Source organism: Saccharothrix xinjiangensis (assembly GCF_039527585.1).
Lineage (GTDB): Bacteria > Actinomycetota > Actinomycetes > Mycobacteriales > Pseudonocardiaceae > Actinosynnema > Actinosynnema xinjiangensis.
The window spans coordinates 202,665-227,989 of record NZ_BAAAKE010000013.1 but is presented as its reverse complement, the minus strand read 5'-3'; the positions used below and the strand labels follow the sequence as shown (position 1 = coordinate 227,989).

Annotated in this window: 21 protein-coding genes; 7 read left to right on the top strand and 14 right to left on the bottom strand. The window is 75.0% G+C overall.

The window, feature by feature from the left end:
* Positions 1-517 precede the first annotated feature (517 nt).
* On the top strand, positions 518-1,912 hold the full coding sequence (locus tag ABD223_RS25235; protein ID WP_344038955.1) for a glycoside hydrolase family 10 protein: 1,395 nt from the start codon (positions 518-520) through the stop codon (positions 1,910-1,912).
* A 122-nt stretch (positions 1,913-2,034) separates the two neighbouring features.
* Here the strand turns inward: ABD223_RS25235 and ABD223_RS25230 are convergent, their stop codons facing one another.
* From ABD223_RS25230 to ABD223_RS25215, 4 genes are all read right to left on the bottom strand, one after another.
* Positions 2,035-2,316 (bottom strand): hypothetical protein, encoded by a 282-nt coding sequence (locus ABD223_RS25230; protein ID WP_344038954.1) that lies wholly within the window; start codon positions 2,314-2,316, stop codon positions 2,035-2,037.
* A 180-nt stretch (positions 2,317-2,496) separates the two neighbouring features.
* Positions 2,497-4,275 (bottom strand): hypothetical protein, encoded by a 1,779-nt coding sequence (locus ABD223_RS25225; RefSeq protein WP_344038953.1) that lies wholly within the window; start codon positions 4,273-4,275, stop codon positions 2,497-2,499.
* Positions 4,276-4,586: 311 nt separating this feature from the next.
* The gene (locus tag ABD223_RS25220) at positions 4,587-5,225 is read right to left on the bottom strand and encodes a helix-turn-helix transcriptional regulator (protein ID WP_344038952.1); all 639 of its coding nucleotides are present in this window, start codon (positions 5,223-5,225) and stop codon (positions 4,587-4,589) included.
* A gap of 293 nt (positions 5,226-5,518) precedes the next feature.
* Positions 5,519-6,724 carry a sensor histidine kinase gene (locus ABD223_RS25215; RefSeq protein ID WP_344038951.1) on the bottom strand — a complete coding sequence of 402 codons (1,206 nt, stop codon included), beginning with the start codon at positions 6,722-6,724 and terminating at the stop codon, positions 5,519-5,521.
* Positions 6,725-6,861: 137 nt separating this feature from the next.
* Here ABD223_RS25215 and ABD223_RS25210 point away from each other — a divergent pair, with 137 nt between their 5' ends.
* On the top strand, positions 6,862-7,509 hold the full coding sequence (locus ABD223_RS25210; RefSeq protein WP_344038950.1) for a response regulator transcription factor: 648 nt from the start codon (positions 6,862-6,864) through the stop codon (positions 7,507-7,509).
* A gap of 6 nt (positions 7,510-7,515) precedes the next feature.
* Here ABD223_RS25210 and ABD223_RS25205 read toward each other — a convergent pair whose 3' ends face one another.
* The 4 genes from ABD223_RS25205 to ABD223_RS25190 all read right to left on the bottom strand — a co-directional run bounded on the left by ABD223_RS25205 (position 7,516) and on the right by ABD223_RS25190 (position 12,805).
* Complete coding sequence (locus ABD223_RS25205) at positions 7,516-8,199, bottom strand: helix-turn-helix transcriptional regulator (protein WP_344038949.1); 684 nt, start codon at positions 8,197-8,199, stop codon at positions 7,516-7,518.
* Positions 8,196-10,706, bottom strand: a complete 2,511-nt coding sequence (locus ABD223_RS25200) for an FtsX-like permease family protein (RefSeq protein WP_344038947.1) — start codon at positions 10,704-10,706, stop codon at positions 8,196-8,198. The genes ABD223_RS25205 and ABD223_RS25200 overlap by 4 nt, the downstream gene beginning before the upstream one ends.
* Before the next feature lie 2 nt (positions 10,707-10,708).
* Positions 10,709-11,419: an ABC transporter ATP-binding protein gene (locus ABD223_RS25195; protein WP_344038960.1), complete on the bottom strand. Its 711-nt coding sequence runs from the start codon at positions 11,417-11,419 to the stop codon at positions 10,709-10,711.
* A gap of 135 nt (positions 11,420-11,554) precedes the next feature.
* Positions 11,555-12,805, bottom strand: a complete 1,251-nt coding sequence (locus ABD223_RS25190; RefSeq protein ID WP_344038946.1) for a hypothetical protein — start codon at positions 12,803-12,805, stop codon at positions 11,555-11,557.
* 219 nt (positions 12,806-13,024) lie between these two features.
* Between ABD223_RS25190 and ABD223_RS25185 the strand changes: the two genes are divergently transcribed.
* On the top strand, positions 13,025-13,792 hold the full coding sequence (locus ABD223_RS25185; RefSeq protein WP_344038945.1) for an AfsR/SARP family transcriptional regulator: 768 nt from the start codon (positions 13,025-13,027) through the stop codon (positions 13,790-13,792).
* Positions 13,793-13,845: 53 nt separating this feature from the next.
* Here ABD223_RS25185 and ABD223_RS25180 read toward each other — a convergent pair whose 3' ends face one another.
* The gene (locus ABD223_RS25180) at positions 13,846-14,298 is read right to left on the bottom strand and encodes a hypothetical protein (RefSeq protein ID WP_344038944.1); all 453 of its coding nucleotides are present in this window, start codon (positions 14,296-14,298) and stop codon (positions 13,846-13,848) included.
* Between the two features lie 16 nt (positions 14,299-14,314).
* On the bottom strand, positions 14,315-14,932 hold the full coding sequence (locus tag ABD223_RS25175) for a GNAT family N-acetyltransferase (protein WP_344038943.1): 618 nt from the start codon (positions 14,930-14,932) through the stop codon (positions 14,315-14,317).
* 229 nt (positions 14,933-15,161) lie between these two features.
* On the opposite strand from ABD223_RS25175, the gene ileS reads away from it, so the two are divergent.
* Positions 15,162-18,359: an isoleucine--tRNA ligase gene (gene ileS / locus ABD223_RS25170; protein ID WP_344038942.1), complete on the top strand. Its 3,198-nt coding sequence runs from the start codon at positions 15,162-15,164 to the stop codon at positions 18,357-18,359.
* 160 nt (positions 18,360-18,519) lie between these two features.
* Here the strand turns inward: ileS and ABD223_RS25165 are convergent, their stop codons facing one another.
* The 3 genes from ABD223_RS25165 to ABD223_RS25155 all read right to left on the bottom strand — a co-directional run bounded on the left by ABD223_RS25165 (position 18,520) and on the right by ABD223_RS25155 (position 21,362).
* Positions 18,520-19,263 carry a polyprenol monophosphomannose synthase gene (locus ABD223_RS25165; protein WP_344038941.1) on the bottom strand — a complete coding sequence of 248 codons (744 nt, stop codon included), beginning with the start codon at positions 19,261-19,263 and terminating at the stop codon, positions 18,520-18,522.
* A gap of 207 nt (positions 19,264-19,470) precedes the next feature.
* Positions 19,471-19,974, bottom strand: coding sequence for a peptide-methionine (S)-S-oxide reductase MsrA (msrA, locus tag ABD223_RS25160; RefSeq protein WP_344038940.1), 504 nt, complete (start codon positions 19,972-19,974; stop codon positions 19,471-19,473).
* A gap of 539 nt (positions 19,975-20,513) precedes the next feature.
* Positions 20,514-21,362, bottom strand: coding sequence for a helix-turn-helix transcriptional regulator (locus ABD223_RS25155; RefSeq protein WP_344038939.1), 849 nt, complete (start codon positions 21,360-21,362; stop codon positions 20,514-20,516).
* A 134-nt stretch (positions 21,363-21,496) separates the two neighbouring features.
* On the opposite strand from ABD223_RS25155, the gene ABD223_RS25150 reads away from it, so the two are divergent.
* Both ABD223_RS25150 and ABD223_RS25145 read left to right on the top strand, forming a co-directional pair.
* A complete protein-coding gene (locus tag ABD223_RS25150; protein ID WP_344038938.1) occupies positions 21,497-22,399 on the top strand; it encodes an MBL fold metallo-hydrolase in 903 nt (300 codons plus the stop codon).
* Positions 22,400-22,415: 16 nt separating this feature from the next.
* Positions 22,416-23,855, top strand: coding sequence for a carboxylesterase/lipase family protein (locus ABD223_RS25145; RefSeq protein ID WP_344038937.1), 1,440 nt, complete (start codon positions 22,416-22,418; stop codon positions 23,853-23,855).
* 8 nt (positions 23,856-23,863) lie between these two features.
* Here ABD223_RS25145 and ABD223_RS25140 read toward each other — a convergent pair whose 3' ends face one another.
* The gene (locus tag ABD223_RS25140; RefSeq protein WP_344038936.1) at positions 23,864-24,424 is read right to left on the bottom strand and encodes a TetR/AcrR family transcriptional regulator; all 561 of its coding nucleotides are present in this window, start codon (positions 24,422-24,424) and stop codon (positions 23,864-23,866) included.
* Positions 24,425-24,556: 132 nt separating this feature from the next.
* Here ABD223_RS25140 and ABD223_RS25135 point away from each other — a divergent pair, with 132 nt between their 5' ends.
* Positions 24,557-25,273 (top strand): alpha/beta fold hydrolase, encoded by a 717-nt coding sequence (locus ABD223_RS25135; RefSeq protein ID WP_344038935.1) that lies wholly within the window; start codon positions 24,557-24,559, stop codon positions 25,271-25,273.
* Positions 25,274-25,325: the final 52 nt, after the last annotated feature.

Here is a 25,325-nt window from a genome sequence, read left to right as displayed (position 1 = left end):
GTCCTGTTCGCCATGCTCCGCACCAAGACCCACTACCGACACCCCGACACCGCTCCCACGCCGGCTGCGGCTTGACAACCACATAGGGACACCCCCCACCACCACGGGCTCCCGCCGTTCGAAATTTCGTCAAATACTTCGAAACTTTTCGCTGGTCATGGAACGCCCGCAAGGACAGTCCGACACCACCGTGAAGATCGACAAAAGAGGGAGCTCAAGGGCTTCCAACTGCGGTTTTGTCATTTTCGAGCCGATCCCGTGCCGCAGGAGCACGCGGTCCTCGGCGGGCGAGGAGGAAGACCGCGTCGAGGGCAAGTCGCGAACTTCGGGCGCTTCCACGCTTGCCAGGCAGATCTGTTTCGGTTGATACTGCTGAAAGTTTCAGGCCGGACGCGGTCGGGCACCGCCCCCGACAGCTCCCCCTGCGCCGCGCTCCACGGCCGCCGACGCCGGCGGCCCGGACCACCAGGTCCGACCCCTGCCCGAATCAACAAGCGCTCCCCAGAAGGTGCCAAACATGAAGCTGACAGCGAAGTCAGTGTCACGAGCCGCGCTCGTGTCGACGCTCGTGGCCGCCTCCGCCGGCGCCGTGGTGCTGGCCGCGTCGCCCGCCAGCGGCGCCGCGGCCACGCTCGCCGCCGCGGCGCAGCAGAGCGGTCGTTATTTCGGTACGGCGGTGGCCGCGAACAAGTTGAGTGATTCGACCTATGTCGGGATCGTGAACCGCGAGTTCGACATGATCACGGCCGAGAACGAGATGAAGATCGACGCGACCGAGCCGCAGCAGGGCCGGTTCAGCTACACCAACGCCGATCGGATCGTCAACCATGCGATCCAGCAGGGCAAGAGGGTCCGGGGTCACACGCTGGCGTGGCACTCGCAGCAGCCGGAGTGGATGCGGGTCCTGGAAGGCACCGCGGTGCGCCAGGCGATGCTCAACCACGTCACCCAGGTCGCCACCTACTACCGCGGCAAGATCCACTCCTGGGACGTCGTCAACGAGGCCTTCGCCGACGGCTCCGGCGGCGGACGGCGCGACTCCAACCTCCAGCGCTCCGGCAACGACTGGATCGAGGCCGCGTTCCGGGCCGCTCGTGCGGCGGATCCGGGTGCGAAGCTGTGCTACAACGACTACAACACCGACGACTGGACCCACGCCAAGACCCAGGGCGTCTACCGCATGGTCCAGGACTTCAAGACCCGCGGCGTGCCCATCGACTGCGTCGGCCTCCAGTCGCACTTCAACTCGCAGAGCCCGGTGCCGTCGAACTACCAGACCACGTTGCAGAACTTCGCCAACCTCGGCGTCGACGTCCAGATCACCGAACTCGACATCGAAGGCTCCGGCAGCACCCAGGCCGACAACTTCCGCCGGGTCACCCAGGCCTGCCTGGCCGTGGCCCGCTGCACCGGCATCACGGTCTGGGGCGTGCGCGACACCGACTCCTGGCGCGCCTCGGGCACCCCGCTGCTCTTCGACGGCTCCGGCAACAAGAAGGCCGCCTACAACGCCACGCTGGACGCCCTGAACAGCGTCTCGCCGACGTCCGGCACCACGACGACCACGACCACGACCACGACGACCACCACCACGACGACGACTTCGGGTGGTGGGACGCCGGGCGGCTGCACCGCGTCGGCCTCCATCAACTCCTGGAACGGCGGCTTCGTCGCCACCATCCGCGTCACCGCCGGCTCCTCGGCGATCAGCGGCTGGACCGTGACCACCCCGCTGCCCTCCGGCGCCACCGTCACCAACTCCTGGAACGCCAACCGCACCGGCACCACCGGCACCGTCCAGTGGCGCAACGTCAGCTTCAACGGCAACGTCGGCGCCGGCCAGTCGACCGAGTTCGGCTTCCAGGGCACCGGCTCCGCCGCGGGCCTGGCGCCCACCTGCGCCGCCGGCTGACCCGGGGGCCCGGTGCGGGGTCGACCACCCCGTGATCCCCCGCGCCGGGCTCCTCACCAGCTCCACCACCACGAAGGCGACCCGTCACCGGGTCGCCTTCGTGCTGCGCGGGTCGTCGGGCCTCAGGCGTGGTCGCGCCGGTGGCCGCCGACGCCCTCGTCGTCCGCGCCGGACCAGAACGCCGGGTCGTACGGCGTGTCGGGCACGACCACCACCGAATGCGGGTTCACCTCGGGGGGCCGCACCGACCGGGCGAACTCGGCCAGGTCGATCTCCAGCCGCTCCACGCTGTTGACGACGCGGCGCGCGGCGGGGTCGTCCGCGCCGTCCGAGCGGAGGGAACCGACCCTCGTGCGCAGGCGCACGACGAGCCGCCGCAGCTCAGCCAACTCGTTCTCGGGCATTCATCTCCCCCTCGACGCGCATTCCACGTGATCCGGCCCGGTCAACGCTAAGAACCGGTCGGCGGGCCGACAACCCCTAGGGTCCGGTGACCCGGGGCGTCGCGAATAGGGGTTGTCGCGCGAGCGGCGCCCGACCGGGGTGGTCGGGCGCCGCTCGGGTCGCCGGTCAGCCGGGGTCCGTCACGGGACCGGGTACTCGGCGACGTACACCGGGGCGCCGGTCCTGGTCGTGTCGGCCGGGTCGCCGATGCCGTTGACCACGTGGTCGACGGTGCCCGCGCCCAGGTTGACGGTCATGATGTGGCGCAGCTTGACGCCCGGGGTCCTCGGCACCTCGAAGCCGTTCTCGGTGTGGATCTCCGGGTTGTTCTGGTTGAAGACGTAGACGCCGCCGCCGTGCAGGGTGTGCCTGCGCACGCGGTCGCCCACCTTGTAGCCCGCCCAGCCCTCGGTGGAGCCCTTCATCCAGTCCGCCTGCGTCGGCGGGTCGTAGGGCAGCTCGTTCTGGTACAGCACGGTGGTGCCGTCCTCGCCGTTCCACACGGTGTTGTGCCGCTGGAAGTGCTCGACGAACAGGCCCGTCGCGGTCACGCGGTCGCCGTTGATCACGACGCCCGTGCGGCCGGTGTTGGTGTGCCACCGCTGGGTGTCGGTGAAGCCCTCGACGCCGTGGTCGGCCCGCCACACCCAGGTGTGGTCGATGAGCACGTCGTCGCTGTTGACCTCCAGCGCGGTGTCGGTCTTGCCGACGTGCGGCCCGCCGACCCGGAAGTACACGTCGGACAGCGTGGTCGGGTTGTGCGGCGAGGACCGGTCGAGGCCGTGCTGCTTGCCGACCCGCAGCAGGACCGGCGAGAGCTTCGTCCCGGCGTCGATGGTGACGCCGGCGACGACGACGCCCGGCACGCCGGCGACGTCCAGCGGCACCGCGCCGTTCACCGCGGTGAGCGTGGCGTGCCCGATGCCGAGGACGACGGTGTCGGGGCGCCGGACCTCGATGCTGCGGGCGATGTCGTACACGCCCGGGGTCAGCAGCAGGTGCTTGCCGAGCAGCAGCGCGGTGTTGATCCTGCTGACGGAGTCGCCGGGCTTGGCCACGTAGAAGTCGCGCAGCGGGATCGTGCGGCCGGGCGTCAGGCCGTTCGCCCACGACACGCCGCTGGTGTTCCTGCGGGCGGCGGGGACGCGGACGTTGTAGTCGCCCTTGGCGTCCACGAACAGGTACGGCTTCTCGCGGCTCAGCGGGGTGGTGTCGAGCGTGGTGTAGGGCGGGTTCGGGAAGTCGGCGTCGTCGGGCGCGCCCACGACACCGGAGAACACCTGGTTCCACACGCCGTTGGACCAGCCGGCGACCTCGCTGTTGCGGGTCAGCCACTGCTGCTGCGAGCCGTTGGTGACGACCGGCAGCCGGGAGTCGGCGATGAACCCGCCGCTGGCGTACTGCGGGCCCGCCGTGCAGTAGTCCATCAGCGACAGCGAGCCGCCCGTGACGTTGAGCCTGCGCATCGACACGGCCTGGGAGACCGCCCAGAAGTTCGACGTGGAGCGGCAGCCGTCCTGGCCGGCGGCGTCGACGTTGATGGTCAGGTTGCCCAGGGTGCGCCAGAAGTTGACCAGGGCGAGGCAGTTGGCCGTGCCGCCCTCGGTCAGGCAGCGGTTGTAGACCTCGACCTTGCCGTTGATGACGACGTCGGTGGGCGACGCGCCCAGGCCGGCGATCTCGGTGTAGTAGCCGACCTTGATCTGGAGCGGCTGCTCGGCGGTGCCGTAGTGGCCGGGCTTGAACAGGTAGGCGTACCGCTCGGCGCCCATCTCGTTGTCGACCTGGGCGGTGTGCGTCTCGTCGAGCGCGGCCTGGATCTCGGCGACGGGCATGCCCGGGTCGAAGACCTTGACGTTCACGCCGAGGTCCTGGGTGCCGCGCCGCGGCTGGTCCGCGCTCGCGGCCGGGGCGGTCACTGCGGTGGCGGCGGCCGTCGCCAGGATGAGTCCTAGGGCGAACGACCTGCTAAAACGCGTGTGAGCGCTCTCACGTCTTGGGTGGCGCTGGATCGACATCGACCTGCCTCTGAGGGAGTGGGGACGCGGGCAGCCCACCGCGAGAGCGCTCTCTCAGCGGTTCGTCGAGGTCAGGCGGCGGGCGGCGTGGTTGGCTATTTCTACTCCGTCGAACGCTTCGACGCCATGCCCTCCCGTCCCGGTTCTTCTCGGGAGTTCGAGCACGCCCGCGGGCGTGCCCGCCGGGTGGCGCCGGCCCGGGTGGCGCCGACTCAGATGACGCCGGCCCGGATGGCGTGGGCGATCGCGTGCGACCGGTTGCGCAGGCCCGTCCGGTTCGTCATCTCGTAGACGGTGTTCTTGATCGTGCGCTCCGCGTACCCCAGCTCCGCCGCGATCCGCGCGGTGGTGAACCCCTCGGCGAGCAGCCGCAGCACGTCGACCTCCCGGGGCAGCAGGCGGACGGCCGCCGGTTCGACCGGCGCGGCGGCCTCGCGGCGCGCGCGGTGGAACCCGTCGAGCAGCGCGTGGGCGGTGACCACGGGCCTGGTCGCCGCGCGCAGCACGGCACGGGCCGCCCGCCCGCCGGCGAACGCCGACCTCGGCAGCACCTCGACCACGCCGGCGCGGGTCAGGTGACGCGCGTCGGGCAGGGACAGGCGGTTCGCCAGCAGCACCGCCGGCAGGCCCGCCAGGCGTTCCGCACCCACGTGCGCCACCGCGCCCGCGGGCGCCAGCAGCAGCACGTCGGCCCTGGCCCGCCCGCCCGCGGGGGCCGCGGAGAGGCCGGGCACGGCGTCGAGGGAGTCGATCAACGCGGCCAGCGAGAGCGGGTCGCCCGCCCGAACCGCCACGCGCACGCCCCGGAGGGCCGCGAGGTCGCCGGGGATGATCAGGGGTCCGCCGCTCATGGGCCGAACCTAGGGATCCCGGGGTGCGGGAGTCATTGCCGTGCGCTGGAAACCCGGTGGTGCAGCCTGCTGGATGGCCGAGCGGCGGGCGGGGTGGCGGCGGGCGGAGTTGGTGCGGCGCAACGGAACCGGGGCGGGGGACGACCAGGCGGGGCGGCAGGTCGGGCAGGGCGGCGGGCCAGGCAGGCGGGGCGGCAGGCAGGCCAGGCGGGGCGGTGCGGTGCGGTGCGGCAGGCCAGGCGGTGCGGGAGGCCAAGCGCAGGCGGTTACCGACCAGGACTGCGGCCAGGCGGTCAGCTGCCGATCGGGATCGCGGCGCGCAGCGTGGTCGGGCCGCCGACCGGGCTGTTCACCTCGGTGGCGCCGTCGAACGCGGCGACGCGGTGCCGGATGCCCAGCAGGCCCGTGCCGAGCGCGTCGTCGGCGCCGCCGCGGCCGTCGTCGGCGACCTCGACCCGGAGCACGCCGGCGTCGAGGCCCAGCCGCACGGTGATCCGCGTGGCCCCGCTGTGCTTGACCGCGTTGGTGAGCGCTTCCGCCACCACGAAGTAGGCCGCCGCCTCCACCGCGGCGGGCAGGCGCGGCACCGGTGACTCGTCGTAGGAGCACGGGATCGCGCAGTGCGCGACCAGGGACGCCACCGCGCCGGTCAGGCCGCGGTCGACCAGCACCGGCGGGTGGATGCCGCGCACCACGTCGCGCAGCTCGGCGAGCGCGTCGGAGGCCGCGTTCTGCGCGGTGAGCAGCATCGGCAGGGCCGCCGCGGGGTCGCGGCGCAGCACGCGTTCCGCCATGCCCAGGTGCATCACGACCGCGACCAGGCGGTTCTGCGTGCCGTCGTGCAGGCTGCGCTCGATGCGGCGCAGCTCGTTGCCGTGCGCTTCGAGCGCGTCCGCCCGCGTCGCCGTGACCTCGGCCAGGCGCTCCACGAGGGACTGCTCGGGCGGTGCGAGCCGCGCCGCCTCCAGCCTCGCCCACCAGGCCGCCGCGGGCGCCACGAGGAACCAGCCCAGCCCCCCGTAACCGAGGGCGGTGGCCAGCGCCAGGACCGCGTCGCCCCAGGACGCCACCGGCACGTCCAGGGTGGTCGTGATGCCGGGCGCGAGCGGCCAGACCGCCGCGATCACCGCGTTCTGCACGGCGCCGACGGGCGAGCCGACCGCGAGCGCGCCCAGCACCAGGCCCCCGGGCGCCTGGTGGAGCAGCCACAGGACGTCGCGGCGCGAGGTGGGGTCGGTCAGCGCGGTGGCGAGGTCCCACGCGGCCGGCTCCGGCGGCGCGGGGACCGGCGCGCCGAGGAAGCGGCCGACGCGGCGGCGCTCGAACGCCGCCAGGTCGCGGGCCAGCCGGGCGACCCGGGGCAGCAGCGGGAGCGTGACGACCAGCGCGACGGACAGGACCAGTCCGATGAGGACGGCCCACGACACCACCCCGACGACCGTGCCGACGGCGAGGAACCTCAGTCCCGGCCACCGGGAGCGCAACGCGAGAACCATCATCCCTGCCGCTTCCCGGGGGTTGTCGGAGCGCCACCGATGATGGCACAGGGGCGCCGCGCCGGGTCGTGCCCGTCGCCGCGCCGGGGGCTCCCGGCGCGCGCGGGCGGTCCGGCCGGCGCCCGTGGTGGGATGTGCCCATGCGAATAGTCATCGCCGAGGACGACGCCCTCCTGCGGGCGGGCCTCGAACTGCTGCTGCGCGCCGAGTCGCTCGACGTGGTGGCCGCCACCGCCGACGCGGAGGAGTTCCTGGCGGCGGTCGAGGAGCACCGGCCCGACGTGGCCATCGTGGACGTGCGGATGCCCCCGTCGCACACCGACGAGGGGATCCGGGCGGCCGTCGAGGCCCGGCGCGAGCAGCCGGGCCTGGCCGTGCTCGTGCTGTCCGCCTACGTCGAGCAGGCCTTCGCCACCGAGCTGCTCGCCCACGGCGCGGCCCGCCTCGGCTACCTGCTCAAGGAGCGGGTGGGGCGGGTGGAGGAGTTCCTGGACGCGCTGCACCGGGTCGCGGCCGGCGGCACCGCCATCGACCCGGACGTCGTCGCCCAGCTCTTCGCCCGCACCCGGCCCGACACCCGGCTGGAGCGGCTCACGCCGCGCGAGCGCGACGTGCTGGCGCTGATGGCCGAGGGGCTGGGCAACACCGCCATCGCCACGCGGCTCGTGGTCACCGAGGGCGCGGTGCACAAGCACATCCGCAGCATCTTCGCGAAGCTCGACATGACGCCGTCCGACGAGGTCGACCGGCGCGTCGCCGCGGTGCTGCACTACCTGGAGAACTCCTGACACGGGTCAGATCAGCCCGGCGCGCAGGGCGAACGCGACGGCGTGCACGCGGGTGGTCAGCCCGTGGCGGGCCATGAACGCCTGGAGCGCGTACTTGACCGTGCGCTCCGAGCAGCCCAGCGCCCCGGCGACCTCCCCGGTGTCGAGCCCCTCGGAGATCAGCCGCAGGACCCGGCGCTCGCGGTCGGCCACCCCGGTCGGCTCGTCCGGCCCGGGTTCCCGCCGGCGCAGGCGCTCCAGCAGCAGGCCCTGCAACCGCGGCGGCAGGTCGGCCACGCCGTCGCGCTCGGCCAGCGCGGCGGCCGCGACCCGGTCGCCGGTGGCCTCGCGCAGCGGGACGACCGCCACCACGCCGGCGTCGACCGCCCGCTCCAGCCCGCCGTCGCGGAACTCGTCGGCGACCACCACGCAGCGCGGCTCGGCTCCGCGCGCGGAGCCGACGCCCGCGCCGCGCAGCAGCCCGACCGACCGCTCGTCGAAGACCTCCTCCTCCACGAGCAGCAGCACGTCGGCCTCCACCGCGCGGCACGAGACCGCGATGTCGCGCCGGCGGCCGAGCACCGCGGCCGCGCCCGCCGGCAGCAGGGCGTCGGCGGCCCGCACCGCCACGGTGACCGCCGCGCCGGCCGGTTCGCCGACCGCGCGGCCGGACCGGGCCGGCGGTCGGCGGCAGGTCGCCGCGGGCGTCACCCGCGCACCCCGATGACGTCGACGGGGCGCGCCCGCAGGGCCAGGCGGGTGGGGATGCCGACGGCGGCGAAGCCCAGGAGTGCCGTGACGCCGACGATCGCCAGGTACGCCAGGGGCGGCACGGAGGGCAGCGGCGAACCGGTCAGGCCGATGCTCACCCCGATCAGGGCCGGTGTCGCGGCGGCCGTGCCGACCACCACCGCGATGCCGACCACGAGCAGCGCCTCGACGCGCGTCATCCGCACCACCTGCCGCCTGCCGGTGCCGACCAGGCGCAGCAGCGCGAACTCCCGCGACCGCTCGACCGTGGCCATGACGAGGGTGTTGACCACGGAGATGGCCAGGTAGCCCAGGACCACCAGCAGCGCGATCAGGCTGGTCCACGACTGCGCGTCGCGCCCGGCCTGCCCGGCGGCCTCGACCGCGGCGCGGTCCTGGACCGCGAGCCCGGGGAAGCGCTCGGCCAGCGCCGCCAGACCGGGACCGGCCGAGCCGTCGGTCAGCACCAGCACCGAGTGGTCGAGCCGGGTGGTGGTGTGCGCGGCGAGGACGTCGCGGGGCAGCGTCACGTCGCCGAACCCCAGGCCGCGGTCGTACAGCGCGACGACGGTCGGCCGCACCGCCGTGCCGTCGCCCAGCCGCAGGTCGACCCGGTCGCCGACGCCGACGCCGATCGTCGCGGCGGCCGCCGCGCCGGGCGCGGCCGCGTCGCCGCGCAGGGCGGTCAGGTCGCCCTCGCGCGGCCGCAGGTCGAGCGTGTCGCCGAAACCGCCGGCGGGCAGGCCCTGCGCCGCGTACGCGGTCACCTGCGGGTCGCCGAGCACGACCGCGGCGGCGAAGACCTGGCTGCGCACCACCGGGGTGGCCTGCCGCACGCCCGGCACGGCGCGGATCGCCTCGGTCACCTCCGGCGCGAGACCCGCCGGGCCGGAGACCACGAAGTCGGCGACCACCCCGTCGTCGGCCTGCGCGGCCGCCGCCGCGCTCACCGTGGTCTGGGTGAAGAGCTGCACCGACGCGGTGGCCACGGCGAGCACCATGGGGGTGACCACGGTAGCGAGCCGCCGCGCGTTGGCGGCGACGCCCTCCACCGCCAGGTGGCCGCCGACCGGGGACAGCGCCCGCAGCGGGCGGGCCAGCGACCGGGCCACCCGGCCGACCAGCAGCGGGCCGAGCAGCGCCGCGCCGATCACCAGCAGCAGCGCCGACGAGGCCGCGGCCGCCGCGCCCAGCTGCCCCGGCATGAACAGCGGTGTCGTCGCCACGCCCAGCCCCAGCGCCAGCGACGCCTGGCCGGAGACGACGCGGGCGCGGCCGAGGCCCGCCGGTTCGACCGACGCCTCGCGCAGCGCGTCCACGGGTGGGGCCGAGGCGGCGCGGCGGGCCGCGAACCACCCGGCGACCCGGGCCGTCGCGACCACGAGCAGGACCGCGGCCAGCGGCGGCAGCGGGCTCAGCTCCAGGGCGAAGTCGGCCGGCAGCAGGCCCGCGCCGGCGAACGCGTCGCGCATCAGGTGCGCCGCGGCGAAGCCGGGACCCGCGCCGAGCACCGCGGCCGCGCCCGCCGTGATCAGGACCTCCGCGCCGACGAGGCGGTGCACCTGGCCCGGTGTCGCGGCCACCGCCCGCAGCAGCGCCAGCTCCCGGGCGCGCTGCCGGATCGACAGGCCGAGCGTGCCCGCCACCACGAGCACCGCGACCAGCAGCGTGGTGCCCGCGAACGCCAGCGTCAGCACCACCAGCTCCGAGCGGACCCGGCCGACGTCGGTGAACTCCGCGTCACCGCGGGCCGCGCCCGTGCGGACCTCCGCGCCCAGGCCGGTCAGCGCGGCGCGCACCCGGTCGGCGAGGTCGTCCGGGTCGACGCCGGGCGCGGCCAGCACGCCGACGACGTCCACCTGGTCGGGTCGCCCGGACCGCGCGCGGGCCTGCTCGTCGGTGAGGAACAGGGCGGGCCGCCGCCCGGTGTCCACGCCGGTCGCCGCGGCGACACCGGTCACCACGTGCGGTTCGGGCGCGCCGCCGAACGCCAGCGGCGGCCGGTCGCCGACGCGGGCCCCGACCCGGTCGGCGAGCGCGGCGTCGAGCACCACCTCGCCCGGTCCGCGCGGCTCGACGCCGTCCCGGAGCGCCAGCGGGGTCAGCGACGCCGAGCTCCAGCCGAGCGCCACCGCGCCCGGCTCGCCCGGGACGACCACCGGGGCCGAGCTCTCCCCGACCGCGCGGGCCACCCCCGGGACCGCCGCGACCCGGGCCACCGCGTCGGCGGGCAGCGGGGCGCGCTCGCTCAGCGGCACGTCGAGGTCCTGGGCCGCGGGCAGCGACGACGGCCCCGAGACGACGACCGCCGCGCCCGCGTACCGCTGCGGGGCGACCCCGGCGCGCAACCCGGACTCGAACAGCACACCCAGCGCCGTCAGCAGCGCCGAGGCGCACAGGACCGCGACGAACACGCCCGCGAAGCCACCGAGCCGGTGGCGGATCGAGGCCAGTGCCAGCTTCCGCACCGTCACCACTCCCCCAGCTGCGTCATGCGCTCGGCGATCGCCTCCGGCGACGGGCCCGCCAGCGAGCCCGCGAGCCTGCCGTCCCGGAGGAACACCACCTGGTCGGCGTACGAGGCGGCCAGCGGGTCGTGGGTCACCATCAGCACGGTCTGCCCGGTGCCGTCGACGACGTCCCGCAGCAGCTCCAGCACCTGCCGGCCGGTGCGGCTGTCCAGCGCGCCGGTCGGCTCGTCGGCGAGGACCACGTCCGGCCGGGTGATCAGCGCGCGGGCGATCGCGACGCGCTGCTGCTGGCCGCCGGACAGCTGGGCGGGCCGGTGGCCGAGCCGGTCGGCCAGGCCGACGCGCTCCACCACGTGCCGCCGCCAGGCCGGGTCGGGCGCGCCCGCGCCGAGCAGCAGCGGCAGCTCGACGTTCTGCTCGACGGTCAGCGACGGGACCAGGTTGTAGGCCTGGAACACGAAGCCGATCCGCTCGCGGCGCACGGCCGTCAGCCGCTTCTCGTCGAGCGCGGACAGGTCGGTGCCGCCCAGCAGCACCGTTCCCGAGGTCGGCCGGTCCAGGCCGGCGGCGCAGTGCAGGAAGGTGCTCTTGCCGGACCCGGACGGGCCCATCACGGCGGTGAAACCGCCGCGCGGCAGGTCGACCGACACGCCGTCCAGGGCGGTCACCGCGCGGTCGCCGGACCCGTACACCTTCGACACGGAGGACATCCTGACGGCCGGCCGGCCGGTGGTGGCGCGCTCCGGCGCCTTCGTTTCGATCACGGGTACGACGCTAGGCAGGACGGGTCGTCGGGACGATCCACCGCGCTGCCGGGTTCGCGGTACAGCCTGCTGCACCCCCCGTCAGGGGACGGTGGCCAGCCACCCGTGGTCCGTGGGCTGGAACCTGCCGTCCACGAGGTTGACGATGCCCCAGCGGGCCTGCCCGCCCCGGTACTGCGTGGACCAGACCCCCGGGCCGTACGGCGTTTCGAGCGCGGCGTACCCGCACGCCCTCGCCGTGACCCCGTCCAGGGAGGGCGTCGGGTCGTCGCGCCACTCGTCGTGGACGAGGCTCACCCAGTCGAGGGTCGGTTCGAACTGCCCGGTGACCGGGCTGTAGTAGCCCGGACGGGCCCGGCCGCCGGACCGCTGCGTGCACTGGGCCAGGGGTCCGTACGCGGTGGACAGGTAGGGCATCGGGCAGTGGATCGCGGGCTCGCCCGGCAGGGTGATCGTCCGGCTCGCGGTCGCGACGGGCGTCGTCGTCCTCCCGGTGGACGGGGCGGGCCGCGGGGGTGGAGCGGGCTGCGGGGTCGGCTGGCCCGTCGGTCGCGGCGCGCGGTCGACCTGCTCCCGGGGCGCGGGGACCGGTGGGGCGGGGAGCGCCGCGGTCGCGGTCACGACGACCGGCGGCGGCTCGTCGGCGGCGGGTGCGCCGGTGGCGGACCACGACGTGGGCGGGGCCGGCGGGTCCTGCGCCGCGCTGGACGGTGCCGGCGAGCCCTGGTCGGGATCGCCCTGGGCCTCGCCCCGGCCCGGGGGTTCGAGCAGGTAGGCCGCCGCGACGACCACCACGGCGAAGAACGCGACCACGACCCCCGTGTGCACGCGCCGGCGGTCGCGCGCGCCGTTCTGCGCGGGTGTGCCGTTCGGCGTGGGCACGCCGTTCGGCGCGGGTGCTCCCGGGTGGGGCACGAGCCCCGACACCGGCCCGGACAGGACCCCTGACACGACGCCGGACAGCACCCCCGACACCATGCCGGGCGCGACGCCGGGCGAGGCGTCCGAGGGCGCCGAGGCGATGCGGCGGCGGGCGGCCAGCCAGCGCGCGGTCTCGCCGTCGTCGCACCCGCACGCCCGGACGAACGCCTCGACCAGGTCTTCGCGGGGCAGCGCGTCGCGGGACAGGGCGACGGTCAGGGTGCTGCGCGGCAGCGCGTGGCCGGCGGCGTTGGCGCGCTTCTCCAGCTGCCGGTAGCCGCGCCCGGTCCACCGCTTCAGGCGTCGCAGCGCCTCGACGAACTCGGCCGGGGTGCGCGCCGGGGCCGGATCGGGCCTGCCCGCGTCGGCTAAGTCGTCGGGGTCCTCGGGTGAGCCGGGGTCGTCAGCCATCGTCGGCCCTCCTGGCAACGGCGCGGGCGCCCAGCGTACCCAGCGGAGGACCTTCGCCGAGGGCGTTTCGCGCACCCGGTCCGAGCCCGTTCGGATCCGGTTCGAACCCGGTCCGACCCGGCCCGGGACCGTCCCGGACCGCCTGGCCGGCTTACCGCGCCGCCGCCGCCGGGCTTGGCTGGCCGCCGTCCCGATCGCCGCGATCCGCTGGAGGAAGACGTGCCCGAGGGCCGCGAACAGATGATCTTCCGGGTGCTGGGCTCGGTGGCCGCCGTCGGCCGCGACGGCGCCGAGCTGCCGCTGCGCGCCGCCAAGGTGCGGACCCTGCTCGGCGTCCTGCTCGCGCACGCCGACGCGCGGGTGCCGGCGGACGTGCTGCGCGCGGCGCTGTGGCCGGACCGGCCGCCCCGCTCGGCGACCGCCAACCTCCAGACCTACGTGTCGGAGTTGCGCCGGGTCCTGCCGCCGGTGGCGCGGCGGCCCAGGCTCGTGCTGGACCGGTCCGGGTACCGGCTGGCCGTGCGGCCGGGCGAGCTGGACCACCACTCGTTCGAGGCGCTGGCCGGCGAGGGCCGCCGGGAGCTGGCCGCGGGCAGGCCGGCGCGGGCCGTCGAGGCGCTGCGCCGGGCGTGCGGGCTGTGGCGCGGCGAGCCGTTCGAGGACGTGCCGCACGTCGCGGACGAGGCGCTGGCGCACCGGTTGCGCGAGCAGCACTGGGTGGTGCGGGAGAGCCTGGTCGAGACGCGGCTGGCGCTGGGCGACCGCGCCGGCCTGGTCGCCGAGCTGGACGCCATGATCGCGGCCGCGCCGCTGCGGGAGGGCCTGTGGCTGCTCCAGATGCGGGTCCTGTCGGACGGCGGCCGCCGGGCCGAGGCGCTGGCCCGCTACCGGCGGCTGCACCGCCTGCTCGACACCGAGCTGGGCATCGGGCCCGGCGTCGAGCTGCGGCGGCTGCACCAGCGGATCCTCACCGGTCAGACCTGGTGAACGCCGGGACCGGCCGTGCGTTCCCCGGGGGAACGCACGGCCGGGAGGTGAACTCAGACCGTGTACTCGTAGAGGTACACGTTCGCGCCGGAGCCCGGCTCCGTCCAGCCGAAGCTCTGCCGCTCGCCCTTCGGGCACGCGGGCTCGCTGTACTTCCAGTTCTGGCTGTTGTGGAACTGCGCCTTGACCCGTGCGCACTGGCCGTCGGACGCGGTGTCCTCCACCCAGCCCGACACGGTGACGTTCCCGCCGACGCAGCTGAGCTGCCAGTAGGCCTTCGCGCCGGAGGTTTCGTGGGTGCGCGCGTAGCCGCAGGACGCCATGGGCGCCACCACGCCGTCGGCCACCACGCCGTCCACGACCACGCTCTCCACCGCCGCGCTGCCCGCCGGCGGGGCGCCGGCGGCCTGGGCGGGGCCGGCGACCGCGCCACCGGTCACCGCCAGGGCGGCGAGCGTGCCGCCCACGACCGCGCGACGACGCGTGCTCTGCGCTTGGATGTTCACGGTTCTCTCCTGTCTCTCACCCGACACGGGTCTTCTCCGCCGCCTTGAGCAGGTGCCTGCCCACGGCGGACGTGCGCGCGGACGCCCAGGACTCGCGGGTGACCGCGAGGAAGAGGACGTCCCAGTAGCGGTCGGCCAGGAACACGAATTCGGTGAGCCTGGCCTCGGGGACGAGGAACCCGCGTTCGACCGCCGAGGCGAACTGCGGGAGGTTGAACTCGGGGGTCTCCAGGTACAGCTTGCGGAACGGCCAGCCGCCGAACAGGTAGTCGAAGAACAGCGCCAGCCCGGCCAGGAACGAGGTGTCCATCGACCCGTCGAGGGCGAGGCGGGCGCCGGCCACCCGGCAGTGCCCGTTGCGCTGGTCCGCCTGGTAGGCGGACAGGACCCCGATCGGCTCCGCGTCGCCGACCCGCTCGACCACGAACATCACCAGCAGCCCGGCCCACAGCTGGTCGACGAAGTCGTGCGGGCTCGGGTGGCCGCCGCGCAGCCGCCAGCGGAAGGCCAGCAGCTCGTCCGTCTCGGCCGCCCGCAACCAGTCCAGGTCTGCCAGGCCGAGCGCGCGGAGGCGGACGTGACCGTTGCTCAACGCCGGTGTGCCGGCGGATTCCCTCGTGCCGTTGTCGGCCATCGCGCTCTCCTCCTCGGTTCTGGGCAAAACCTAAGGAGGGGCCCCACAGCCGCACCACACCGTCACCACAGCGGCGGCTTTCCCTTGAACGGCAACAAGAATTCGACGGGCGCCGGCCCGGTCCGTCCACTGTGGGGTGACAGCGGGCTCACATCCCGTGAAAATGCCTGGTCCAGGTCGATACGCTGGTCCGGCGGCACCGTCCGCAGGATCAGCAGGGAGGCCCCCGTTGCCCGCGCAGTCGCCCTACGAACCGCTCCCGCCGCACGTGGACCTGCCCGGCGTCGACCGGGAGGTGCTGGACCTGTGGCGGGAGCGGGACGTCTTCGCCCGCAGCGTCGAGCGGACGACCGGCGGCCCGGAGTGGGTGTTCTACGAGGGTCCCCCGACCGCGAACGGGAGGCCGGGAGCGCACCACGTCGAGGCCCGCGTGTTCAAGGACGTCTTCCCGCGGTTCAAGACGATGAAGGGCTTCCACGTGCCCCGCCGGGCCGGGTGGGACTGCCACGGCCTCCCGGTGGAGATCGCGGTGGAGAAGGAACTCGGGCTGTCGGGCAAGCAGGACATCGAGCGGGTGGGCGTCGAGGCGTTCAACGCCCGGTGCCGCGAGTCGGTCCGGCGCCACGTCGGCGAGTTCGAGGCCATGACCGAGCGGCTCGGCTACTGGGTCGACCTGTCGGACCCGTACTGGACGATGTCGCCCGAGTACGTCGACAGCGTGTGGTGGGCGCTGAAGCGGATCAGCGACGAGGGGCTGCTCGTCCAGGACCACCGGGTCGCGCCGTACTGCCCCCGCTGCGGCACGGGCCTGTCCGACCACGAGGTGGCCCAGGGGTACGAGGCGGTCGTCGACCCCTCGGCGCACGTCCGGCTGCCGGTCGTCGGCGAGGTGGCCGGGCTGGCGGGGGTCGACCTGCTGGTCTGGACGACGACGCCGTGGACGCTGGTGTCCAACACCGCGGTCGCCGCGCACCCGGAGGTCGCCTACGTCGTGGCCCGCACGCCGCGCGGCACGTTCGTGGTGGCGGAACCGCTGGTCGCCGCCGTGCTCGGCGAGGGGGCCGAGGTCCTGGCCGCGCTGTCGGGCGCGGACCTGGCGGGCACCCGCTACCGGCCGCCGTTCGACCTGGTCGACGTCCCCGACGCGCACCTCGTCATCACCGCGGACCACGTGACGACCGACGACGGCACGGGCCTGGTGCACCTGGCGCCCGCGTTCGGCGCGGAGGACCTCGCCGCGTGCCGCGCCCACGGCCTGCCCGTGGTCAACCCGATCGGGCCGGACGGGCGCTTCCTGGACGACGTCGGCCTGGTCGGGGGCGTGTTCTTCAAGGACGCGGACGCGGTGCTGACCGCCGACCTGGCGGCGCGCGGCCTGCTGTTCCGGTCGCAGGGGCACGAGCACCAGTACCCGCACTGCTGGCGCTGCCACACGCCGCTCATGCACTACGCGCAGCTGTCCTGGTACGTCCGGACCACGGCCAGGCGCGCCGAGCTGCGCCGCGAGAACGAGCGCACCCACTGGCAGCCCGAGCACGTCAAGCACGGCCGCTTCGGCGGCTGGCTGGACGACAACGTCGACTGGGCGCTGTCGCGCAACCGCTACTGGGGCACGCCGCTGCCGGTGTGGCGGTGCCCCGACGGGCACACCACGTGCGTCGGCTCCCGCGCGGAGCTGGGCGGGCTGGCCGGGCGGGACCTGTCCGGGCTCGACCCGCACCGCCCCCACGTGGACGAGGTGACCTTCCCCTGCCCGGACTGCGGCGCGCGGGCGACCAGGGCGCCCGAGGTCGTCGACGCGTGGTTCGACTCCGGCTCGATGCCCTTCGCCGGGCTCGGCTACCCCTACGTCGAGGGCAGCGTCGAGCGGTTCGGGAAGGGCTACCCGGCCCAGTTCATCTGCGAGGCGATCGACCAGACGCGGGGCTGGTTCTACACCCTGATGGCCATCGGCACCCTGGTGTTCGACCGCTCGGCGTACGAGAACGTGGTGTGCCTCGGGCACATCGTGGCCGAGGACGGCCGGAAGATGAGCAAGCACCTGGGCAACGTCATCGAGCCCGTGCCGCTGATGGACCGGCACGGCGCGGACGCCCTGCGGTGGTTCATGCTGTGCTCCGGCTCGCCGTGGTCGCCGCGGCGCGTGGGCGACGCGCCCCTGGAGGAGATCGTCCGCAAGGTCCTGCTGACCTACTGGAACACCGCCTCCTTCTTCACCCTCTACGCCGGTGTCGGCGGGTGGACCCCCGGCACGCCCGCGGCCGCCGACCCGCCGGTGGTCGACCGGTGGGTCCTCGCCGAGCTGGACCACCTGGTCGCGGGCGTGGACGACGCGCTGGAGTCCTTCGACACCGCCGGCGCGGGACGCCTGCTCGCCCGGTTCGTCGACGACCTGTCGAACTGGTACGTGCGCCGCTGCCGCGCGCGGTTCCGGAAGGGCGACCCCGGCGCGCTGTCCACCCTGCACCGGTGCCTGCACGTCCTGACCAGGCTGCTCGCGCCCTTCGTCCCCTTCATCACGGAGCACGTGTGGCAGCGGGCGATCCGGCCCGGCGACGCGGGCGCGCCGGAGTCGGTGCACCTGGCGACCTGGCCGGAGCGGGACGCGTCGCGGGCCGACGACCGGCTCCGCGCCGACATGGCGCTCACCCGCCGGCTGGTGGAGGCCGGGAGGGCGGCGCGCAAGGCGGCCGGGGTCCGCAACCGGCAGCCGTTGCGGCGGGCCTTGATCGGGGTGCCCGGGAGCGGGGGTGGGTTCGGTGGCGGGGCCGGTGGCGGGCCGCTGCCGGCCGAGCTGGTCGCCGAGATCGCCGACGAGCTGAACGTCCGGGAGGTGACGCCGCTGGCGCGGGCGGGCGAGGTGGTCGAGGTGACCGTCAAACCCGACTTCCGCGCGCTCGGCAAGCGGTTCGGGCCGCGCACCCAGCGGGTCGCCCGCGCGATCGCCGCCGACGACGCCGCGCCGGCCTCCGCGCTGAGGGCCGGGGGCCGGGCCACCGTCCGGGTGGACGACGAGGACGTCACCGTCCTCCCGGGCGACGTGCTCCTCGACGAGGTGCCCCGCAGCGGCTGGGCGGTGGCCGGCAGGCAGGACGTGACGGTGGCCCTGGACACCACGATCACGCCGGAACTGCGCCGGGCCGGCCTGGTGCGGGAGGTCGTCCGGCTCGTGCAGGCGGCGCGCAAGGAGGCGGGGCTGGAGGTGGCGGACCGCATCCTGCTGTCCTGGGCGGCGGAGGGCGAGACCGCCGAGGCGCTGCGCGAGCACGAGCGCGACCTCGCCGAGGCGGTGCTCGCGGTCGCGGTCACCGGGTGCGCGCTCGACGGGGCGCCCGACGAGCCCGTCGCGGGGTGGGCTGGGGTGCGGGAGGACGAGGACCTCGGCGTGCGGCTGTGGCTGGCCAAGGCGGACGCCGGCGGGCCGTGACGGGGCGGGTGCCGGGCGGGCCAAGCCGGGCGGGCGGGGCCGGTCGGGCGGGGCCGGGTGGCCGGGCAGGGCCCGCAGCACGTGCTCGTCGGCGTCGAACGTCGTCAGGACGACCACCTCGGGCCGTCGTGGTGGTGGCCGCCGGGCGGGTCGAACCGGGTTAGGACAGTTCCTTGCCGAACAGCAGCTTCCAGGGCATCAGCGCGGATTCGAGCTGCACCGCGAAACTCATCTTGGAGCTGCCGACGACGCGCTCCTCGAACCTGATCGGGACCTCGACGATGCGCATGCCGTGCTTCACCGTGCGGTGGTTCATCTCGACCTGGAACGCGTACCCGTTGCTCCGCACCGAAGCGAAATCGATCTTCCGCAGGGTGGCCGCGTGCCACGCCTTGAAACCGGCGGTGGCGTCCTTGACGCGCAACCGCAGGATCGCGTTGACGTAGAAGTTCGCCCACGCGGACAACAGCTTGCGGTGCCACGGCCACTCGCCGGCGACCGAGCCGCCCGCCACGTAGCGGGAGCCGATCACGACCGCCGCGTCGGAGTCGGACAGCGCCCGCACCATCGCGGGCAGGGCGCTCGCCGGGTGCGAGAGGTCGGCGTCCATCTGGACGACCACGTCGGCGCCGCCGTCCAGGGCCTTCCCGATGCCCGCGACGTAGGCGCGGCCCAGGCCGTCCTTCTCCGTGCGGTGCAGCACCTCGACCGGGACCGGCCCGTCGGCCGCGAGCCCGTCCGCGACCTCGCCCGTGCCGTCGGGGGAGTTGTCGTCGACGACCAGGACGCGCAGATCGGGCAGCCCGAGACCGGCGAGCGAGTCGACCAGCTTCGGCAGGTTCTCCCGCTCGTTGTACGTCGGCACCACGACCGTGATCCTGGGCGAGCTCACTTCCACCGTCATTCCCCAACCGTGTCCGCGCATTCGACGACCGTGCGATCTGGCCCTTCGCCGGCGGTCGATCGTATCGGCACTGGGGGGTCGCGCGGTCGCCGCCTGTCCGACGGGGGAAGCGGCGACCGCGGTGACGTGGTGGGGAACACCGTCCAGGAGGTCGGGTGGCGGGCGGACCGGTCGGCGCCGCGGCCCCGCGACGCCCGCCCTCGCCGTTCAGCGCTCGCCGAGCTGCCACTCCGGCCGCACGTAGTGGCAGGTGTAGCCGTTCGGGTAGCGCTCCAGGTAGTCCTGGTGCTCCGGCTCCGCCTCCCAGAAGTCACCGGCCTGGGTGACCTCGGTGACGACCGCGCCCGGCCACCTGCCGGACGCGTTCACGTCGGCGATGGTGGCCTCGGCCACCCGCTTCTGCTCGTCGCTCTCGTAGAAGATCGCCGAGCGGTAGCTGGAGCCGACGTCGTTGCCCTGGCGGTCGCGCGTCGTCGGGTCGTGGACCTGGAAGAAGAACTCCAGGACCTGCCGGTAGCTCAGCAGCGCCGGGTCGAAGACGACCTCGATGGCCTCGGCGTGGCCGCCGTGGTCGCGGTAGGTCGCGTTGGGCACGTCGCCGCCCGTGTAGCCCACGCGGGTGGAGACGACGCCCGGGTGGCGCCGGAACAGGTCCTGCATGCCCCAGAAGCACCCGCCCGCGAGAACAGCCTTCTCGGTCACCGTCGCCATGTGGTCGCTCCGCTCCTGAAGAGTCCGATGGGTGTCCACCAGTCCGAACGCGCCCGCGACCCCGGGTCATCCCGCTGCGGCTGTGATCCACGTCCGGTCGGGTGGTTTCCCGCGATCGAGGCAACAAGATCACCTGTTGGGGGCGTATTCACGGCGAGGTGCACCGTGCCACTCACGGTAAGAGGACCACCCGGTGAGAGCAAGGCTGATCGGGCCGGTCGTGGCGGCGCCGGTGCTCGCGGCGATCCCGGCGCACGCGGCCGGGCCGGGTCCCCGAGGGCTTCGGGGACCCGTACTACCCGGGAGCGGGCGGCGGCGGGCACGACGTGGGGCACTACGACCTGCGCCTGGCCCACGACCCCGCCACCGACGTCCTGACCGGGACGGCGACGCTCCGGCCGACCACGACCGGGCGCCTGTCCTCGGTCGGCTTCGACTCCGCCCTGCCCGCGCGGTCGGCCGAGGTGGACGGGCGGCCACCGCGACGGCGGCCGAGCCGGCGGCGTTCCGGCAGGTCCACCGCCGCTCCGGGACCCGCCTCACCACTCGGCGGTGAACCGGCCCAGGAGCTGGAGCGTGTCCGCCGCGCCCTGGTCCGCGCCCGTGGTCATCACCACCAGCGACTGGTCGGGCGAGTGGGAGAGCAGCAGGCCCTGCTGGGTGACGGTCAGCTCGCCGACCAGCGGGTGGCGCAGCCGGTGGGTGTCGCCACCGCAGGGCCCGACCCGGTGGTTGCCCCACAGGGCGGCGAACTCGGGGCACTTCACGGACAGCTCGCCGACCAGGGCGGCCAGCAGGGCGTCCTCCGGGTGCCTGCCCGCGGCGAGGCGCAGGTTCGCCACCACCCCGCGCGCCTTGCGCTCCCGGTCCGCGTACAGCTCGCGGGTGTGCGGGTCGAGGAACACCATCCGGACCAGGTTCGGCCGGTCGGCGGGGCGGTCGGGGGCCGTCGGGTCGACGTGGCCCGCCAGCAGGGCGTGCCCGAGGGGGTTCCACGCCAGCACGTCGGAACGCCGGCCCGCGACCAGCGCCGGCACGCCCGCCAGCGAGCGCAGCAGGTCGCGCGTCAGCGGGTGGACGCGCTCCACCGGCGGGCGGCGGGCGCGGGGTCGTCGACCGGAGAGGTGGCGCAGGTGCGCGCGCTCGTGCTCGTCCAGTCGCAGGGCCCCGGCGAGCGCGTCCAGCACGGCGCCCGAAGCGTTGGCCGTCTGCCCCTGCTCCAGCCGCGTGTAGTACGAGACGCTGACGCCCGCCAGGTGCGCCAGCTCCTCGCGGCGCAGCCCCGCCACGCGCCGCCGGCCCGGCAGCGCGGCCAGGCCGACGTCCTCGGGTCGCAGGCGCGACCGCCGCGCCCGCAGGAACTCCCCCAGCTGCCCGGAAACCGTCACGGGCCCACTATGCCCCGACCCGCCCGCCGCGAGCCTGCCACTGCCGGTGGTACGCAGGACCGGGGCTGGTCGGGCCGGGCCGGGCGCGACCACGCTGGGTCGTGAACCCCCACCGGACACACCCTGGAGCGGCCGTGCAGGACATCGTGCTGGGCGACGTGACGATCACCCGGGTCGTCGAGTACCACGGGCACGTCGGGCTGTCGCCCGGCGCCTTCTTCCCCGACGCCTCGCCGGAGACCTGGCGGGAGCACGAGCCCTGGCTCGCGCCGGACTTCGTCGACCCCGCCGCGGACGAGTACGTCGCCGCGGTCCAGACCTGGCTGCTGCGCAGCGGCGGCCGGACGATCCTGGTGGACACCGGCGTCGGCAACCACAAGGACCGGCCGGGCTCACCGGTGTGGCACCACCTGGACACGGACTTCCTCGGCGAGCTGGCGAAGGCGGGCGTCCGGCCCGAGGACGTCGACCTCGTGGTCAACACGCACCTGCACGTCGACCACGTCGGCTGGAACACCCGGCTCGACGGCGACGACTGGGCGCCGACCTTCCCCAACGCCACCTACCTGGTGTCGCGCGCCGACTTCGACTTCTGGAACCCGGCCAACGGCCACCGGCCGCGCCTGGGCGACGGCAACCGGAACGTGTTCGAGGACAGCGTGGCGCCGGTGCGCGAGGCGGGTCAGGTGCTGCTGTGGGAGGACCGCCACGTCATCGACCGCGACCTGCGCCTGGAACTCGCGCCGGGCCACACGCCGGGCTCGGCGGTGCTGGCGCTGGAGTCGGGGACCGACCGGGCGCTGTTCGTCGGCGACCTGCTGCACACCCCGTTCCAGATCGTCGAGCCCGACACCAACACCTGCTTCTGCGAGGACCCCGCCGAGGCCGCGGCCACCCGCCACCGGCTGCTCGGGCGCGCCGGCGACACGGGAGCCCTCGTGGTGCCCGCCCACCTCGCCGGTCACGGCGGCGCGGAGGTCGTGCGGGACGGCGGGAAGTTCGCCATCAAGGCGTGGGCCCCGTTCGCCCGGCTCTGACGATCAGGAGGAACCCGTGCCCGATCCCATCGTGACCACCGGCGGGGGCGCGGTCCGCGGCCGCGCGGACCGCGGCGCCCGGCGCTTCCTCGGCGTCCCGTACGCCGCGCCGCCGCGGGGCGCGGGCCGGTTCGCCCCGCCCGCGCCGCACCGGCCCTGGACGGGCGTGCGCGACGCCGGCCGGCCGGGGCCGACCGCGCCGCAACCCCGCCGGGACGCGTTCGGCGCGCTCGACATGTCGCCGTTCTTCGGCCCCGGCTGGGAACGCGGCGAGGACTACCTCGCGGTCGACGTCTGGGCGCCGGAGCACGCCGAGGGCTGCCCCGTGCTGGTGTTCGCGCACGGCGGCGGTTTCGTGGCGGGCTCGATCGCGGCGCCGCTGTACGACGGCGCCGCGTTCGCCCGCGACGGCGTGGTGCTGGTGGCGGTCGGCCACCGGCTCGGCGTCGCCGGGTTCCTCGACCTGCCCGGCGCGCCGCGCAACCGGGGGCTGCTCGACGTCGTGGCCGCGCTGCGCTGGGTGCGGCGCGAGATCGGGGCCTTCGGCGGCGACCCCGGCAACGTCACCCTGTTCGGGCAGTCCGCCGGCGCGACGATCGTCGCGGGCGTCCTCGCCACGCCCGGGGCGGGCGGGCTGTTCCGGCGGGCGATCACGCAGAGCGGCAACGGGTTGGGCGCGTTCTCCCCCGAGCAGGCCGCCGTGGTGACCCGCGCGGCGGCGGCCCGGCTCGGCGTCGAACCGACCGCCGCCGGTTTCGCCGCCGTCCCCGACGACCGGCTCGTCGGGGTCGTGCCCGCGCTCGCCGGGCTGGACCTGCGCGCCCCCGGCGCGTTCGACCCGCTCCTCGGGCTCAGCCCGTTCGGCCTCGTGCTGGACGAGCAGCCCGCGGAGAGCCGGATCGCGGACGTCGACCTGCTCGTCGGCACGAACGCCGAGGAGGGCAACCTCTACCTGGCGCCGCAAGGGGAACTGGCCACCTCGACCGCCGAAGACGTGCGCGCGACGGCGGCGCGGGCGCACCGCGACCCGGACGCGCTCGTGGCGGCGTACCGGGCGCGGCGGCCGCACGCCTCCCCCGGCGAGCTGCGGTCGGCGATCCTCGGTGACGCGCTGTTCGGCGTCGGCAGCCGCAGGCTGGCCGAGGCGCACGGCCGCGCGCACGTCTACGAGTTCGCCTGGCGCTCGTCCGCTGTGGACGGTCGGCTGGGCGCGGCGCACGCGGTGGAGCTGCCCTTCGTGTTCGACCGCCTCGACCTGCCGGCGCTGCGCGGGCCGCGGGGCCTGCTCGGGCCCGACGAGCCGCCCGCGTCGCTCGCGGCGGAGGTGCGCGCGGCGTGGGTGTCCTTCGCCCGCACCGGCGACCCCGGCTGGCCCCGGTTCGGGCGGGACGGGGTGGTCCGCCGGTTCGACGCGGTCTCCACGACCACCCGGGCGCGCGACCTGCCCGGGTGGTGAGGCGCCGGTCAGGCGGGGACGAGGTCCTCGACGGCCCGGCGCAGGGCCTCGCGGACCACCGCGGGGTCGTCCAGCTCGCCGCCGTGCAGGGCGCCGTCGCGCAGCAGCACCAGCACGCGGGCGGCGTGGTCCGGGTCGGGGTGCCCGAGGTCGGCGACCAGGTCGCGCAGGACGCCCAGGAACCAGGTCCGGTGGTCGTCGATCGCCACGCGCACCGGGTGGTCCGGGTCCGGGTACTCGGCGGCGGCGTTGAGGAACTGGCAGCCCCGGAAGTCCTCCGCGCGCGTCGCGTCGCCGACCACGGCCATGGTGGCGTGCAGGGCCTCGCGCGGCGGTTCGCCCTCGCGGGCGCGGGCCACGGCCTCGCGGATGGCCTCGCCGGTCGCCCTCAGGTAGGCGACGACGAGGTCGTCCTTGCCGGGGAAGTGCCGGTAGAACGTCGCCCTGGTCACCGAGGCCTCGCTGACCAGGCGGTCCACCCCCACGGCGTGGATGCCCTCGGCGTAGAACAGGCGTGACGCCGTGCGCAGCAGCCGTTCCCTGGGGTGCGGCTCTCGGGTGGTCTCCACGCCCGCATCCTAGAGAAAGACCAGTCGTTCTGCTTTGTGGGACCCGTCACCTTGCGTTCGACGGGAGAACGAATAGTCTCTCTACCAGAAAGACCGATCGTTCTCCCAGGAACTCCCAGTGAGGCGGACCCCATGAGCAAGAACCCGACCGTCGTCCTCGTCCACGGCGCCTTCGCCGACTCGTCCAGCTGGAACGACGTGGTGACCCGCCTCCACGACCGCGGCCACGCGACCATCGCGGTGGCCAACCCGCTGCGCGGCCTGGAGGGCGACGCGGCCTACGTCGCCTCCGTCGCCGCGTCCGTGGACGGCCCGGTCGTCCTGGTCGGCCACTCCTACGGCGGCGTGCTGATCAGCCGGGCCGCGCGGGAGCTGTCGAACGTGAGCGCGCTGGTCTACGTCGCCGCGTTCCAGCCCGACACCGGCGAGAGCGCGCTGGAGCTGGCGACCCGCTTCCCCGGCGCGAAGCTGGGGCCGGGCACCACGTCGGTGCTCGTGCACGACGGCGAGCCCGAGCTGCGGATCAGGCCCGAGGACTTCCGCGAGGTCTTCGCCGGCGACCTGCCCGCCGACACCACCGCCACCATGGCGGTCACCCAGCGACCGGTCGCCGAGAAGGCCCTCACCACCGGCCTGCCCGGTGAGCCGGCGTGGCGCGGGCTGCCGTCCTGGGCGCTGGTGGCCGCGCAGGACAACGCGATCCCGGCGCGGGCGCAGGAGTTCATGGCCGAGCGCGCCGGGTCGCGGACCGTCCGCGTCGACGCCTCCCACGCCGTCGCGGTCTCCCGCCCCGACGCGGTGGCGGACCTGGTCCTCCAGGCCGTCGAGGCCGTCACGACCGGCGCCTGACCGGCGCCACGCCGCGGGGCGCCGACACCGGCGCCCTGCGGCGCCCGGCTGC

Excerpts from the sequence above, each read along its gene's own strand:
- ABD223_RS25235 (WP_344038955.1), top strand. The coding sequence starts at position 518 with ATGAAGCTGACAGCGAAGTCAGTGTCACGAGCCGCGCTCGTGTCGACG.
- ABD223_RS25230 (WP_344038954.1), bottom strand. The coding sequence starts at position 2,316 with ATGCCCGAGAACGAGTTGGCTGAGCTGCGGCGGCTCGTCGTGCGCCTG.
- ABD223_RS25220 (WP_344038952.1), bottom strand. The coding sequence starts at position 5,225 with ATGAGCGGCGGACCCCTGATCATCCCCGGCGACCTCGCGGCCCTCCGG.
- ABD223_RS25215 (WP_344038951.1), bottom strand. The coding sequence starts at position 6,724 with ATGATGGTTCTCGCGTTGCGCTCCCGGTGGCCGGGACTGAGGTTCCTC.
- ABD223_RS25210 (WP_344038950.1), top strand. The coding sequence starts at position 6,862 with ATGCGAATAGTCATCGCCGAGGACGACGCCCTCCTGCGGGCGGGCCTC.
- ABD223_RS25195 (WP_344038960.1), bottom strand. The coding sequence starts at position 11,419 with ATGTCCTCCGTGTCGAAGGTGTACGGGTCCGGCGACCGCGCGGTGACC.
- ABD223_RS25190 (WP_344038946.1), bottom strand. The coding sequence starts at position 12,805 with ATGGCTGACGACCCCGGCTCACCCGAGGACCCCGACGACTTAGCCGAC.
- ABD223_RS25175 (WP_344038943.1), bottom strand. The coding sequence starts at position 14,932 with ATGGCCGACAACGGCACGAGGGAATCCGCCGGCACACCGGCGTTGAGC.
- ABD223_RS25165 (WP_344038941.1), bottom strand. The coding sequence starts at position 19,263 with ATGACGGTGGAAGTGAGCTCGCCCAGGATCACGGTCGTGGTGCCGACG.
- msrA (WP_344038940.1), bottom strand. The coding sequence starts at position 19,974 with ATGGCGACGGTGACCGAGAAGGCTGTTCTCGCGGGCGGGTGCTTCTGG.
- ABD223_RS25135 (WP_344038935.1), top strand. The coding sequence starts at position 24,557 with ATGAGCAAGAACCCGACCGTCGTCCTCGTCCACGGCGCCTTCGCCGAC.